Source organism: Janthinobacterium kochi (assembly GCF_051380715.1).
Taxonomy (GTDB): Bacteria; Pseudomonadota; Gammaproteobacteria; order Burkholderiales; family Burkholderiaceae_D; genus Janthinobacterium.
Window position 1 is genome coordinate 304,524 of sequence record NZ_JBNYXO010000001.1, and the last position, 13,359, is coordinate 317,882.

The 13,359-nt window shown below is 61.9% G+C and carries 13 protein-coding genes and 1 pseudogene; 10 read left to right on the forward strand and 4 right to left on the reverse strand.

Features of this window, described 5'->3' with window-relative positions; translation table 11 throughout:
* Nucleotides 1-8 precede the first annotated feature (8 nt).
* Entirely contained in the window at nucleotides 9-1,271 is a 1,263-nt protein-coding gene (gene lplT, locus ACQ4WL_RS01425; protein WP_436507601.1) for a lysophospholipid transporter LplT, read from the reverse strand.
* Between the two features lie 247 nt (nucleotides 1,272-1,518).
* On the opposite strand from lplT, the gene alr reads away from it, so the two are divergent.
* The 3 genes from alr (at nucleotide 1,519) to ACQ4WL_RS01440 (ending at nucleotide 4,528) form a co-directional block, all read left to right on the forward strand.
* Complete coding sequence (alr, locus tag ACQ4WL_RS01430) at nucleotides 1,519-2,625, forward strand: alanine racemase (protein WP_436507603.1); 1,107 nt, start codon at nucleotides 1,519-1,521, stop codon at nucleotides 2,623-2,625.
* A gap of 74 nt (nucleotides 2,626-2,699) precedes the next feature.
* Nucleotides 2,700-4,076, forward strand: coding sequence for a DNA repair protein RadA (radA, locus tag ACQ4WL_RS01435; RefSeq protein ID WP_131687285.1), 1,377 nt, complete (start codon nucleotides 2,700-2,702; stop codon nucleotides 4,074-4,076).
* Between the two features lie 131 nt (nucleotides 4,077-4,207).
* On the forward strand, nucleotides 4,208-4,528 hold the full coding sequence (locus tag ACQ4WL_RS01440; protein WP_257225035.1) for a PilZ domain-containing protein: 321 nt from the start codon (nucleotides 4,208-4,210) through the stop codon (nucleotides 4,526-4,528).
* 33 nt (nucleotides 4,529-4,561) lie between these two features.
* Here ACQ4WL_RS01440 and ACQ4WL_RS01445 read toward each other — a convergent pair whose 3' ends face one another.
* On the reverse strand, nucleotides 4,562-4,759 hold the full coding sequence (locus tag ACQ4WL_RS01445) for a hypothetical protein (protein WP_436507604.1): 198 nt from the start codon (nucleotides 4,757-4,759) through the stop codon (nucleotides 4,562-4,564).
* Between ACQ4WL_RS01445 and fliD the strand changes: the two genes are divergently transcribed.
* Nucleotides 4,758-6,143 (forward strand): flagellar filament capping protein FliD, encoded by a 1,386-nt coding sequence (gene fliD, locus ACQ4WL_RS01450; RefSeq protein ID WP_436507605.1) that lies wholly within the window; start codon nucleotides 4,758-4,760, stop codon nucleotides 6,141-6,143. The genes ACQ4WL_RS01445 and fliD overlap by 2 nt on opposite strands.
* 112 nt (nucleotides 6,144-6,255) lie before the next feature.
* Here the strand turns inward: fliD and ACQ4WL_RS01455 are convergent, their stop codons facing one another.
* On the reverse strand, nucleotides 6,256-7,056 hold the full coding sequence (locus tag ACQ4WL_RS01455; RefSeq protein ID WP_436507607.1) for an AraC family transcriptional regulator: 801 nt from the start codon (nucleotides 7,054-7,056) through the stop codon (nucleotides 6,256-6,258).
* A gap of 100 nt (nucleotides 7,057-7,156) precedes the next feature.
* On the opposite strand from ACQ4WL_RS01455, the gene ACQ4WL_RS01460 reads away from it, so the two are divergent.
* The 3 genes from ACQ4WL_RS01460 (at nucleotide 7,157) to ACQ4WL_RS01470 (ending at nucleotide 9,727) form a co-directional block, all read left to right on the forward strand.
* Nucleotides 7,157-8,407 (forward strand): MFS transporter, encoded by a 1,251-nt coding sequence (locus tag ACQ4WL_RS01460; RefSeq protein WP_436507608.1) that lies wholly within the window; start codon nucleotides 7,157-7,159, stop codon nucleotides 8,405-8,407.
* A 32-nt stretch (nucleotides 8,408-8,439) separates the two neighbouring features.
* Nucleotides 8,440-8,934, forward strand: coding sequence for a ribonuclease E activity regulator RraA (gene rraA / locus ACQ4WL_RS01465; protein ID WP_436507609.1), 495 nt, complete (start codon nucleotides 8,440-8,442; stop codon nucleotides 8,932-8,934).
* 151 nt (nucleotides 8,935-9,085) lie between these two features.
* Nucleotides 9,086-9,727 (forward strand): choice-of-anchor C family protein, encoded by a 642-nt coding sequence (locus ACQ4WL_RS01470; RefSeq protein WP_436507610.1) that lies wholly within the window; start codon nucleotides 9,086-9,088, stop codon nucleotides 9,725-9,727.
* A 52-nt stretch (nucleotides 9,728-9,779) separates the two neighbouring features.
* Here the strand turns inward: ACQ4WL_RS01470 and ACQ4WL_RS01475 are convergent, their stop codons facing one another.
* Nucleotides 9,780-10,175, reverse strand: coding sequence for a MerR family transcriptional regulator (locus ACQ4WL_RS01475; RefSeq protein ID WP_436507611.1), 396 nt, complete (start codon nucleotides 10,173-10,175; stop codon nucleotides 9,780-9,782).
* Between the two features lie 80 nt (nucleotides 10,176-10,255).
* On the opposite strand from ACQ4WL_RS01475, the gene ACQ4WL_RS01480 reads away from it, so the two are divergent.
* From ACQ4WL_RS01480 to ACQ4WL_RS01490, 3 genes and pseudogenes are all read left to right on the forward strand, one after another.
* A complete protein-coding gene (locus tag ACQ4WL_RS01480; protein ID WP_436507612.1) occupies nucleotides 10,256-10,687 on the forward strand; it encodes a hypothetical protein in 432 nt (143 codons plus the stop codon).
* Nucleotides 10,688-10,965: 278 nt separating this feature from the next.
* Nucleotides 10,966-12,612: pseudogene (locus tag ACQ4WL_RS01485) on the forward strand (DUF4153 domain-containing protein); the annotation flags it as partial.
* Between the two features lie 199 nt (nucleotides 12,613-12,811).
* Complete coding sequence (locus ACQ4WL_RS01490; protein ID WP_436507613.1) at nucleotides 12,812-13,270, forward strand: GNAT family N-acetyltransferase; 459 nt, start codon at nucleotides 12,812-12,814, stop codon at nucleotides 13,268-13,270.
* Nucleotides 13,271-13,359: the final 89 nt, after the last annotated feature.

A 13,359-nucleotide genomic window follows, 5' to 3' on the forward strand; every position in this document is an offset into this window, starting at 1 on the left:
CACCACCCTTAATGTTTCTGCTCGCCGATCAAGGACAGATTGTCGTGTTCGGCCTGGTTCAGCTTGTGCCTGCGCATGATCATGTACATGGTGCCGGCGACGAACAGGCCGAACAGGGTGATGATGATATTGAGTGGCAGGTGCAAACGGATCATGATGGAATACACGGCCAGCATGGTGAGAATCGACAGGTTTTCGTTGAAGTTCTGCACGGCGATGGAATGGCCCGCGCTCATCAGGACGTGGCCGCGATGTTGCAGCAGGGCATTCATGGGCACGACGAAAAAGCCGGACAAGGCGCCGATCAGTATCAGCAGCGGGTAGGCGATCCACACGGAGTGTACCTGCGTCATCATCATGACGATCACGCCCATGGCGATGCCTAGCGGAATGACGGTCAGCGACTTGCGCAGCGGAATGAAGCGCGCCGACAGCACGGCGCCGGCTGCCACGCCGATGGCGACCACGCCCACCAGGCTGGTCGCCTTGTCAAACGGCATGTTCAACGACTGCTTGGCCCATTCCAGCACGATCAGTTGCAAGGTGGCGCCGGCGCCCCAGAACAGGGTGGTCACGGCCAGGGTGATCTGGCCCAGCTTGTCTTTCCACAGGATGGAATAGCAATTGGCAAAATCGGTGATCAGTTTGATAGGATTGCGTTCCTGGTGCGGATACACGCAGCCCGTGTCGGGAATCTTCAGGTTGGCCAGGGTTGCCATCACATAAATGCCCACCACCACGCACAGGGCCGCTTCCGTCTTGTTGGCGATGCCCGTGTCGATCAGGGGGATGTCGATGGACAGCAGCATGTCGGACACGTGGCCGCTGACGAGTGCGCCGCCCATGACGGTGCCCAGGATGATGGAGGTGACGGTCAAGCCTTCGATCCAGCCATTCGCCGCCACGAGTTTTTCCGGCGGCAGCAGTTCCGTCAGGATGCCGTATTTGGCGGGTGAATACACGGCCGCGCCGAAACCGACGACGGCATAGGCCAGCAAGGGGTGTACATGGAAGAAGACGAGGGCGCAGCCGAAGATCTTGACCATGTTGGCGATGAACATGACCTTGCCTTTCGGCAATGCATCCGCGAAGGCGCCGACAAAAGCGGCTAACAGCACGTAAAACAGCACGAACGACAATTTGAGCAGCGGCGTGATCCACGCCGGGGATTTCATGGACACCAATAAATCGACGGCGACAAAAAAGAGGGCGTTATCTGCCAGCGAGGAAAAGAACTGCGCTGCCATGATGGTATAAAAACCACGATTCATTCTGGATTGCCTGAAATCATATCTGGCTTGCTTTATACCACGAAAAAACGGCAAACCCCAAGTTTGGGCGGGGTCGCTTTGCATAGCCTTGCCTAAGCGAAGCTTAATTTTTCTGCCGTAGAAAAATACACATACATATGAGCATTTTGTAAATAATGTCTTCTGCATACGATCGTGGGCATCTGCAGTGTCCGCGTACTGTGCATCCGGTAAAATACGACTTTCCCACCCGCCGTGAACGACGCATATGCCCAGGCCCCTCATCGCCACCATCCATCTGGATGCCATGCAACAGAATCTGGCGCGTGCGCGTGCCTGTGCCCGCGGCGCCAAAGTATGGGCCGTCGTCAAGGCGAATGCCTATGGCCACGGCCTGGAACGGGCCGTGCGGGGCTTTGCCGGCGCCGATGGCCTGGCGCTGGTCGAGGTCGACTACGCCGTGCGCTTGCGCGAACTGGGCTGGACCAAGCCCATCTTGCTGCTGGAAGGCTTTTTCGACGCCAGCGATTTACTGGTCATGGCGCAGTACAAACTGAATGGCAGCGTGCATTGCGAAGAACAGATCGCCATGCTGGCAGCGGCGCGTCTGCCGCACGCCATCGATGTGCACTTGAAGATGAACACGGGCATGAACCGCCTGGGCTTTACGCCGCAAGCCATCGCCGCCGCGTATGCGCGCCTGCGCGCCTTGCCGCACATCGGCACCATCACCCTGATGACGCATTTCGCCAATGCGGACGCGGCGGCGCCCACGCGCTTGCCGCTGGCCCAGCAGATGCTGCGCTTCGAGGCCGGGGTGGCCAGTATCGGCGCGGCCGGGGAAGGCACGCGCTTGCCGCGCAGCCTGTGCAATTCGGCCGGCTTGCTGCTGCACCATCTGGACAGCGACTGGGTGCGCCCAGGCATCATGCTGTATGGCGGCACGCCCAGCGGCGCTCCCGGCGGCACGTCGGCGCAAGCGTTCGGCCTGCTGCCCAGCATGACCTTGCGCAGCAGCATTATCGGCATTCAGCATATCGCCGCCGGTGAAGTGGTGGGTTATGGCAGCCGCTACGAAGCGGCCGGCAATATCAAGGTGGGCGTGGTGGCTTGCGGCTATGCGGATGGCTACCCGCGCCACGCGCCCGAAGGCACGCCCGTGCTGGTCGACGGCGTGCGCACGGGACTCATCGGCCGGGTCTCGATGGACATGCTGATGGTGGACTTGACCCACGTGCCGGGCGCAAAAGTCGGCAGCTCCGTCACCTTGTGGGGCCAGGGCATGCCGATCGACGAGGTGGCCCTGGCCGCCGGCACCATCGGCTACGAGCTGATGTGCGCACTGGCGCCGCGCGTACCGGTGAACGAAGCGTAGGGTGACGCGGCAGCGCGGTTTGTATATACTGTATATATAACCAGCTGTTTCATTTTACCTGAGCAAAGTACACCATGGCAAAAGTCAAGACTATCTACACCTGCAGCGATTGCGGCGCCATCAGTAATAAATGGATGGGGCAATGCACCTCGTGCAACCAGTGGAACACCATGGTGGAAACCCTGCCCGAGACGGGCGGCAACAACCGCTATTCGAACCCGCAGCACATGTCGCTGGCACAGACGGCACCCGTGCTGTCGCTCGACGATATCGACGCCATCGACGTGCCCCGCTTCGGCACGGGCATCGAGGAATTCGACCGCGTGCTGGGTGGCGGCATGGTGGCCGGCGGCGTGGTGCTGATCGGCGGCGATCCCGGCATCGGCAAGTCGACCCTGCTGCTGCAGGCGCTGGCCAATATGTCGCACCACAAGCGCGTGCTGTACGTCAGTGGCGAAGAGTCCGGCGCGCAGATCGCCCTGCGCGCCAAGCGCCTGGTGATCGATGCCAAGGAACTGAAATTGCAGGCCGAGATCCAGCTGGAAAAGATCCTCTCCACCTTGCACGACCTGAAACCGGAAGTGGTGGTCATCGACTCGATCCAGACCGTGTATTCGGACGCGCTCAGCTCGGCGCCCGGTTCCGTGGCGCAAGTGCGCGAATGCGCGGCGCAGCTCACGCGCGCGGCCAAGCAGACGGGCGTGACCATCATTTTGGTGGGCCACGTGACGAAGGAGGGCGCGCTGGCCGGCCCCCGCGTGCTCGAACACATCGTCGACACGGTGCTGTATTTCGAGGGCGACGCCCATTCCAGCTTCCGCCTGGTGCGCGCCATCAAGAACCGTTTCGGCGCCGTCAATGAGCTGGGCGTGTTTGCCATGACGGAAAAGGGGCTGAAGGGGGTGTCGAACCCGTCCGCCCTGTTCCTGTCACAGCACGACAACCAGGTGCCCGGTTCCTGCGTGATGGTGACGCAGGAAGGCACGCGCCCGCTGCTGGTGGAAATCCAGGCTTTGGTCGATACCAGCCACTTGCCGAATGCGCGCCGGCTGTCCGTCGGCCTGGAACAGAACCGCCTGGCCATGCTGCTGGCCGTGGCGCACCGCCACGCGGGCATCGCCGCCTTCGACCAGGACGTGTTCATCAATGCCGTGGGCGGCGTGAAGATTACGGAGCCGGCGGCCGACCTGGCCGTATTGCTGGCGATTAACTCGTCGATGCGCAACAAGCCCTTGCCGCGGGGACTCGTGGTGTTTGGCGAAGTGGGCCTGGCCGGCGAGATTCGTCCCGCGCCACGGGGCCAAGAGCGCTTGCGCGAAGCGGCCAAACTGGGCTTTACCCTGGCCGTGGTGCCCAAGTCCAATCTGCCCAAGCAAGCCATCGAGGGCCTCAAGGTCATCGGCGTCGAGCGCATCGACGAGGCATTTAACAAGTTGCGTGACCTGGAGTAAAAGTTGGTATGGCTTAAATGCCAAGCTTGAGGCAAGTCAAACAGAATTTCCGTTTAGAACTATAATATTTGTCCGATGGATGCGCCTCGTGCATCCGCATCGACAATGCATAGATAGAGAAGCGGAATACAGTGTCAGTTGAGCAAAGGCAGGGCGCACGCAAGATTTTGCGTGCCAAGGCAATGTTGGTAATGGATGGCGCGGGTCCCGTGGCGGCGCGTACCCTCGATGTGGGGCCGGGCGGCATGGCGGCCGTCATCGCTGAACCGGTGCCGACAGGCAAGCAGGGCAAGGTGCTGTTCGAGTTGTTTTACGATGGCTCGGCGCACATCATCGAGGCGCGCGCGTCCGTCTCGCACTGCATTTTCAGCAGTGCAGGTTTCAAGGTGGGACTCACTTTCCTGCAACTGGACATGGCTGTCAGCAGTGCCATCTCGAAATTCATGCGCTGAGACACGCCCGAGATAGGCTGCAAGTGAAATGCGTTAAAATGGTGCATATAGGTTTGCAGTCAGGAAAAACTTGTTCTGTTTGCTGTTTTGATATTCCGGTAATACTGCATAATTATCAACCAGAAGAGGGACCTTGCCGCGCCACGCGCGCCTGCCGTCCATTTCCAGCGCAACGCGGTCATGACCTGAACCGTGTGCCATGACCTTACACCCGACGGGAATGCCTACCATGTTTAATTCGACCATCAATAGCAGGGCTTACACCAACAACACGCAGCAAACGACGCAGGGCAATATCTCGGCCGATGTGTATGCGAAGGTGGAGCGCCAGATGCAGTCGCAGAACACGGGCGTCGTCAAGCTCAATGCCAACCTGGCGCGCGACCAGGCCAAATTCTCGGGCCTGGGTCAGTTGCAATCGGCGCTGGCGAAATTTCAGACGGTGGCCAAGAATATGGCCGGCGGCGGCCTGGCTACAGCGGCCACGTCCAGCGCCAAGGATGTCCTGAGCGCCACCACCACCGACAAGGCTGTCAGCGGCAGCTATGAACTGAACGTCAAGCAGCTGGCGCAGGGGCAGACCTTGCTCAGCGGCGCGCAGAAATCCTCGAGCGCTCCCATTGGCACGGGCGCTCCTGCACTGGTCAAGATTGAAGTGGGCGCGACTGACGGCAAGCAATTTACCCCCGGCAGCGGCAAGATCATTTCGCTGACCATCGACAGCAGCAACAATAGCCTCGACGGCATCGCCGCCGCGCTCAAGCAGCAGGGCATCGACGCCAGCGTGGTGAAGGGCGCCGATGGCTATTCGCTGGCCCTGAACGGCAAGAGCGGCGCCGACAGCAGCATGCGCATCAGCGTGTCCGGCGACGCGGCCGTCAGCAACCTGCTCAGCTATGCGCCCGGTTCCGGCAAGGGCCTGCAGCAAACGGCCGCCGCACAGGATGCGCTGCTCACCGTCGATGGCAAGGACATCAAGAGCGCCACGAATACCTTGACGACGGCCGTCGAGGGCACCACCATCGAATTGAAGAAAAAAGGCACGACCGACCTCGTCATCGCCAAGGATAGCAGCCAGATCGCCAGCAACGTGGCCAGCTTCGTCACGGCCTACAATGAGCTCAACAGCAAGCTGCAAAGCCTGCAGCAGGGCGATTTGAAGTCCGACACAGCCCTGGGCCAGGTGCGTTCGCAGATGGAGCAAGTGCTGCGCACGGCCAGCACGGGCGTGCCCGCTTCCATCCTGAGCAGCGCCGGCGTCACCCTGGGCAAGAGCGGCGAGCTGGTGCTCGACGATAAAAAGCTCAAGGCGGCCATCGCGGCCGATCCGGACGCCGTCAGCAAGTTGTTTACGAATAACGGCAAGGGCGTGGCGGACCAGTTTTCCAGCAAGATCGGTGAACTGACGGGCGAAACGAGCATCATCCGCAAGGAAGTGCAATCGGTGGGCAAGGACATCACCACCCTGACCAACAAGAAAGCCGTGCTGGCCAAGGCGCTGACGGCGCAGGCGCAGGCGCTGGTGAAAGCGTATTCCGCCCAGGAACAGATGGGAACGAACTCGGCTTTGCCGGGTTATACCGGCAAGAATTCGCTCTTCGACTTCATGGCCTAAGAGCGCACCGCTAAAGCGCCCATGGCGGCGTTGCACCGCCTTGCCGTACTAGCGTACTGCCTGCGGCGCTGCGCCTTGCCCTGAGCGCTGTATCGGCGCGCTTTCCAGTTGGCTAGATTCTGTCGCCCTGCGCAAAGAAGGCCGAAGGCGAACTGCCGAAGGTCTTCTTGAACATGGCGGAAAAGGCCGACTGGCTGGCGTAGCCCAGTTCTTCGGCTACCTGCGACAGCGGCACGCCGCGCGCGATCAAGGGCGCCGCGTGCGCCAGGCGCACCTGCTGGCGCCACTGGCCAAAACTCATGCCCAACTCCCGTTCGAACAGCCGCGCCAGGGTACGCTCCGAGGCGCCGACCAGCTGCGCCCAGTGTTCCAGGGTCTGGTTACCGCCCGGTTTCTCGATCAGGCTGTCGCATAGGGTTTTCAGGCGCTTGTCGCCAGGCAAGGGGACGCGGATGGGGCGCGTGGCCGAGCGTTTCAATTCATCGAGTATCAGTTCGGCCAGCAATGCCTCGCGCGCCGGCTCCTGACCCGGGTCCAGCTGTTCCAGCGCCATGATCAGCTGGCGCAGCAGGTTCGATACTTCCAGCACCTTGCAGTCGTGGCCCGCAAACGGCGCGCGCGCGGCATGGATGCACAGGGGGCGCAAGCGGGTTTTTTCCAGGATCGTGACGGCATGCTCCACGTTGGGCGCGATCCAGATGGCGCGCATGGGCGGCAGCACCCAGCTGCTGTTGTTGGCCGTGATGCGCAGCACGCCTTCGAGCGCCATCGTGACCTGGCCCCAGGGATGGCTGTGCGGTAATAAAAATTCATCGGGCTGCAGGTCGCGCGCGATCATCGTCACGGGAATCGTCGCGCTGGGCGCTTCCCGCGGCGGACACATGCGGGTATGGTGGAGGATAGGTACGCCCATCAGCTTGGCCTTAATTCGATAAATTATGTCGTTCTGTCGGAAAACAGACGATGGTATTTTGCATACACTTGAGCTTCACCAGTATAAGACAGGGTATGACATGATAACAACCAACTCGGCAAGGCACTTGCCACCGCAGTCACCGCCAACCTTGCGCAGCGATGCGCGCGTCATCGCCGTGGTGGGACTGGCGCATGGCGTGTCGCACTTCTACCATCTGATCCTCGCGGCCCTGTTCGTCTGGCTGAAGCCTGCCTTCGGCCTGTCGTATGCGGAGCTGGGCCTGCTGATGACGGTGTTCTTCATCATCTCGGGCGTGGGACAGGCGCTGGCCGGCTTTGTCGTCGACCGCTTCGGCGCCCGCGCAGTGTTGTTTTCCGGCATATTCTTGCTGGGCGTGTCGGCGCTGGCCCTGTCCACCGCGCACAGCTATGCGGCGCTGATGCTGGGCGCCATGCTGGCCGGCATGGGCAACAGCGTGTTCCATCCGGCCGACTATACCATCCTCAACCAGCGCGTCTCGGCGGCGCGCGTGGCCTACGGCTTTTCCGTGCATGGCATCAGCGGCAATATCGGCTGGGCCCTGGCGCCCCTGTTCATGACGTATGTTGCCACCCAGTATGACTGGCGGGTGGCGCTGCAATGCGCGGCCGTGCTGCCGTTTGGCGTCTTGCTGATCCTGTTCCTGAACCGCCACGCCATCCGTCCCGAGCCGTTGAAAAAGGCCGTACCGGGCCAGGCCGCCGGCGGCGAAGGCACGCTGGACTTCCTGCGTTTGCCGGCCGTGTGGATGTGCTTTGCCTTCTTCTTCATTACCGCCATCGCCCTGGGCGGCATCCAGAGCTTTGCCAGCGTGGCCCTGGTCAAGCTGTATGGCATGAGCCTGGCGCTGGCCACCAGCGCCTACACGGCCTATATGCTGGCTTCGGCCGTGGGCATGCTGGCTGGCGGCGTGGTGGGCGCGCGCAGCAAGCAGCCGGACCGCAACGTGGCGATCGCCTTTTCTGCCGCTGCCCTGCTAGCCGTGCTGCTGTCCATGGCCGTCGTGCCGGCCTGGGGCGCAGTGGTGCTGATGGGCGCCATCGGCTTGACGTCGGGCGTGGCGGGGCCGTCGCGCGACCTGATGATACGCGCGGCAGCGCCCAAGAATGCCACGGGGCGCGTGTATGGCGTCGTGTACTCGGGCCTCGACAGCGGCCTGGCCGTCGGGCCCCTGTTCTTTGGCGCGCTGATGGATGGCGACCATCCGGCCCTGCTGTTCGTCTTCATCGGCGTGTTCCAGGCGCTGGCGATTGCCACGGCCGTGGGCGTGGGCGGAAAAACACGTGCCGCGGCGCTGCAAAAGGCATAAAATCGTTGCCATCTGCCACGAAAGGAATCCCCATGACCTTTGCCACCACCGACCTGTGCGACGACTATGCAGCCATGCTCGACGATGGCAGCCTGGCGGTGCTGCCGCCCGTGTACCGCGCCTTCGGCCAGCGCGTGCGCTTCAGCGGCCCCGCCACCACCTTGCAAGTGTTTGAAGACAATGCGCTCGTGCGCAGCACCCTGGAAACGCCGGGCCAGGGCCATGTGCTGGTGATCGATGGCGGCGGCAGCCTGCGCCGCGCGCTGGTGGGCGGCCAGCTGGGCGTGCTGGCTGAAAGCAACGGCTGGGCCGGCATCGTCGTCGATGGCTGCATCCGCGACAGCGAGGAAATCAATGTCTGCCAGATCGGCGTGCGCGCGCTGGCCACGCATCCGCGCAAGAGCAACAAGGCGGGCACGGGGCAGCGCGACGTGCGCGTGCAGCTCAGCGGCGTTGCCGTGCATCCGGGCGACTGGATCTATGTCGATGCGGACGGCATCCTGGTGGCGCGCCAGGAACTCGATTGAGCTATCGCCTTGCGGGAGGGGAGTGCGTCTGAAGACGTTGCAAATTACTCACATTAAATATATTTTTGCAAAGTTCTTTGATTTTCATCATGGCTGAGATATGATTTCACTTAAGGTAACTTTAATATCAACAAGGCAAGGAAATCAGCTCATGAAAATCGCCACCATCGCAGCAGTTGTCGCTCTGTTTGCTGCAGGCACCGCCAGCGCCAGCCCCGTCAACCTGATCACGAATGGCAATTTTGAAACGGTCGCTTCCGGCTACACCTTCGACAGCGGTTTTAAAGTCGTCAACAGCGGTTCGTCGGCCATCTCGGGCTGGACCGTGGGCGCCAGTTCCGTCGACCTGATCCGCAATGCCTACAATGCCATCAATGGCTACAGCATCGATTTGCTGGGTACGCCAGGTCCGGGTTTCCTGTCGCAAAATTTCAGTGTGGTTGCCGGCCAGACGTATAACCTGAGCTTTGACATGGCGCGCAATTCCGGCGGCCCGGCAGGCCAGGGCGTGGCTGTCAATTTCGGCGGCGTGGAAGGCGATTTCTACTCGACGGCCGCCGTGTCGAACACCTTGTACAGCAATACCCTGAGCTTCACGGCCGCCACCACCGGCCTGGCAACCCTGTCGTTTGCCAGCGCCGCCAAGGCTGGCACGCCGTTCGACAATTACTCGGGCGCTGTGATCGACAACGTTTCCGTGATGGCCGCCGTGCCGGAACCGGAAACCTACGCCATGCTGCTCGCTGGCCTGGGCCTGATGGGTTTCCTGCGCCGCCGCAAGGCCGCCAAGTAAGCTTGGTTTTGTCCGAGATCAAACCGCCTGCTGCCATGCACAGGCGGTTTTTTTACGCCAGGTTTAGTTGCGCTGCATCGGCCTCTCCCCGCAACGGACACGCCGCCGCCTCCGGCGCCAGCCGCCGCGCCAACTCTCCGCGCAACTGTGTCAATCCCGCGATGCGCGCATCGATATCGTCCAGCTTGCGCGCCAGCGCCGCGCGCAGCAGTTCCGCCGTGGCGGGATCGCCGGCGGCCGCCAGCAGCGGCATGTCGGCCTCGATTTCGGCCAGCGTAAAGCCCAGCTGCTGCGCCGTGCGCAGGTAGCGCAGCCAGTCGGCCGCCTCGGGCGGGTAGTCGCGGTAGCCATTCGCGCCGCGCCGCGCGCGCAGCAAGCCCCGTTTTTCATAAAAGCGCAGGGTATCGCGGCTCAAGCCCGTCGCCTGCGCCATTTCGCCGATCTGCATGGGTTTTCTTTCATAAAATGCTTGACCATGGAGTGTACTCCAGCCTTGATCATGGACACTTTCCAATGACAGGAGTTGCCATGTTGTCTGTTTCCGCCTTTCGCCGCGTGGTGCGCGCCAGCGCCATTTACGATGTGCTCATGACGGCCGCGTTTGCCACGCCGTGGACATTTTTGCTGTTGCGCGAGCAACTGAGTTCCTTCAACGTATCTCTGGGCGGCGCGCCGCTGCCCCTTTTTGTGCCGTTTCATCTGCTCATCAGCAGCTTGCTGGGCAGCGTGGTGATGGTCTGGTCGGCGCTGCGCATCGTCGACCCGCAGCCGCGCTTTGGCCGCTATGACGCGGCGGCGCGCTACCTGTTTTCGACCTGGATGGCGTGGGCCTTGCTGGTGACGGGCCAGCCCGTGCTGTGGCTGTTCATCGTGCCGGAACTGGTGTGGGGCCTGGCGCAAAGCCTGCCATTGCGTCGCAGCGAGGGGGGCGAGAAGGGCACGCGCGCGAATCGCTGTTGAGATGACGATAACGAAATGCAATAATGGCCGTGCTCGCAGTACAGCAATGACTGCAATGAATGACTATGAAGAGGATGACTATGCAGCAGGATGCCGCAGGAAAAAACATGGCGTTGCTCGATCCGGTGGTGGCGCCGCGCATCGCGGTGACGCGCCTGGTGACGGGCCTGCTGCAAGGCTTGCTGCTGTACTGGCTGTACAGCACGGCGCAAGACAAGGTGTGGCCCGCCACGGAAGCCTATCTGCTGGGGCCATTGATGCTGATCAGCTTGCTGCTGCCCATTTTGCTGGTCTCCAGCCTGGGCCACATGTCGGCGAAGCGCATCGGCCTGTGGATGGCCGGCGCGGCCGTCGTGCTGGCCGTGCTGGCCTGGCATGACGTGGCGCGCGGCGCCGAGCACGTCATCTGGGGCAACTACAAGCCGGGCGCACCGCTGCGCGTGATTTCCGCCCAGCTGTTCGGTTTTTGCGTGGTGGGCTTGTATATCGCCCACGCGCTGGTGCTGGCCAGCGCCCAGGACGGCCAGCGCATCGCCCGCTACCCCACGTATTTTGAAATCGCCTGGAAGCTGGGCATCCAGTTGCTGTTCTCGCTGCTGTTCGTGCTGGGCCTGTGGCTGGTGCTGTGGCTCGGCGGGCAACTGTTCCTGCTGATCAAGCTGAGTTTCCTGAAAAAGCTGCTGGGCCAGGCCTGGTTCGTGATTCCCGTCATCTGCTTCGCGTTTTCGTTCGCCATCCATATCACGGACGTGCGCCCGTCCATCGTGCGCGGCATCCGCACCTTGCTGCTGGTGCTGCTGTCGTGGCTGATGCCGATCGCCGCAGTGCTCGTCTCCGGTTTCCTGCTGACCCTGCCATTCATCGGCTTCGAGCGCCTGTGGGCCACGCGCCATGCGGCGTCCGTGCTGCTGGGCATGGCCGGCGTGCTGGTGGTGCTGATCAATGCCGCCTTCCAGAATGGCGAAGTGGGCCATGGCGTGGCGCGCGGCATCCGCCTGGGCACGCGCCTGGCCTGTCTGCTGCTGCCGTGGGTGGTGGGCATCGCCATCTATGCGCTGACCCTGCGCGTGATGTCGCATGGCTGGACGGCCGACCGCCTGATCGCTGCGGCCTGCCTGCTGGTTGCCACCTGCTACGCCGCCGGCTATGCCTGGGCGGCCAGCAAGTATGGCGACTGGCTGCACCTGATCGCCAACGTCAACGTGGCCACCGCCTTTGTCACCCTGCTGGTGCTGTTCGCCCTGTTCTCGCCGCTGGCGGACCCGGCGCGCATTTCCGTGGCCAGCCAGATGGCGCGCCTGGAGAGCGGCAAGGTTGGCGTGGACAAGTTCGATTTCGAATACCTGCGCTTCCAGGGCGCCCGCTATGGCCAGGCAGCCTTGCAGGACTTGAGCAAACGCACGACGGGCGCCGACGCGGCTATCGTGCGGGCCCGCGCCGAGGCCATGCTCAAGCGCCAGAACCGCCTCGACGAGACGGGAGCGCTCAGCGACGTGTCGATCAACCTGACCCTGCGCCCGGCCACGGCGAAGCTACCGGACAGTTTCCTGCGCCAGGACTGGACACAAGTGAGCCCGGCTTGGCGCCTGCCCGCCTGCTTGAAGCGGGCAGGGCCCCAGTGCGATGCCTACCTGCTCGATTTCGACGGCGATGGCAAAGAGGACGTGCTGCTGATCAGCAATGACCCGCGCGCCTCGTCGGTGTTGCTGGCGGAAAAGGAAGACGGCAGCTGGTCGGCGCGCGGGCAAATCCCCACCGATGCCCTGCGCTGCAAGCCCCTGCGCGAGAAATTGCAGGCGGGCGAGTTCCAGCTGGTGCCGCCGAAAGTGCGCGAACTGGAAGTGGACGGCCAGCGCGTGCCGATGACTTTATATACGCCAGAAGACGAGGTCAGTTGCCCGGATGAGACGGCGCCGGGCCCGTAAATGGCAGTGAGGGGACTTGCTGCGCTAGACAAACCCCATTTCTTACCATGAAGGAAATTATTTCGTGCGCTGAGTCATGCTGAACGTTCGCGAACGGCCAATACCAGACGGTCCGTGATGGATGGGAAGAATGGCGCTCACTCGACCGACGCGAGGCTCTTGTATAGAATCATTGCTCTGAATCACTCAAGAGGTAGCGATGTCAATCCGTAAAGCTCTTCTCATCGATAATTCCGGTGCCAAGGCTGTAGTACAGAAATCATTAGCTTCTTTCGGTTTAATCGCGGATTTTGACACCCTAGATGCTGCCATTGGTGCGCTTGGCCAAGCCAACACCCCTAACGAAATCGAATTGGTGGCAGAGGTAGATGGCAAACTAGTCGGCTGCCTTGCAATTCAGCGCATGGAGGGGGCTGTCGCCAAGCTGTTCGGCTTCCACGTCGATGCGAGCATGCAAGGACGGGGCATCGGCCGAACGCTGCTGAGCGAGGCAATAGCACAGGCCGTTATCCATAACTTCACGCAACTGGAACTCGAGACTTGGGGCGACATGGGGGCTGCGGTTCACCTGTATGAGTCTTTGGGATGGGTTCGTGGCCCGGACCCACTACCAGAAAGTGGAGCAGACCGCTTTTACTGCTTGGCACTAGTCAGGTAAAACCCGATTTAATGAGCGCCTCCCGCAGCAGTCGACTACTGGCAAACTGAATGACTGCAATGGGGCGGAAGCAGCCAAGGAATGCAACC

Bases quoted from the DNA above. Each gene is read 5' to 3' on its own strand.
- lplT (WP_436507601.1), bottom strand. From the start codon at position 1,271: ATGAATCGTGGTTTTTATACCATCATGGCAGCGCAGTTCTTTTCCTCG.
- alr (WP_436507603.1), top strand. From the start codon at position 1,519: ATGCCCAGGCCCCTCATCGCCACCATCCATCTGGATGCCATGCAACAG.
- radA (WP_131687285.1), top strand. From the start codon at position 2,700: ATGGCAAAAGTCAAGACTATCTACACCTGCAGCGATTGCGGCGCCATC.
- fliD (WP_436507605.1), top strand. From the start codon at position 4,758: ATGTTTAATTCGACCATCAATAGCAGGGCTTACACCAACAACACGCAG.
- ACQ4WL_RS01445 (WP_436507604.1), bottom strand. From the start codon at position 4,759: ATGGTAGGCATTCCCGTCGGGTGTAAGGTCATGGCACACGGTTCAGGT.
- ACQ4WL_RS01455 (WP_436507607.1), bottom strand. From the start codon at position 7,056: ATGGGCGTACCTATCCTCCACCATACCCGCATGTGTCCGCCGCGGGAA.
- ACQ4WL_RS01460 (WP_436507608.1), top strand. From the start codon at position 7,157: ATGATAACAACCAACTCGGCAAGGCACTTGCCACCGCAGTCACCGCCA.
- rraA (WP_436507609.1), top strand. From the start codon at position 8,440: ATGACCTTTGCCACCACCGACCTGTGCGACGACTATGCAGCCATGCTC.
- ACQ4WL_RS01470 (WP_436507610.1), top strand. From the start codon at position 9,086: ATGAAAATCGCCACCATCGCAGCAGTTGTCGCTCTGTTTGCTGCAGGC.
- ACQ4WL_RS01475 (WP_436507611.1), bottom strand. From the start codon at position 10,175: ATGCAGATCGGCGAAATGGCGCAGGCGACGGGCTTGAGCCGCGATACC.
- ACQ4WL_RS01480 (WP_436507612.1), top strand. From the start codon at position 10,256: ATGTTGTCTGTTTCCGCCTTTCGCCGCGTGGTGCGCGCCAGCGCCATT.
- ACQ4WL_RS01490 (WP_436507613.1), top strand. From the start codon at position 12,812: ATGTCAATCCGTAAAGCTCTTCTCATCGATAATTCCGGTGCCAAGGCT.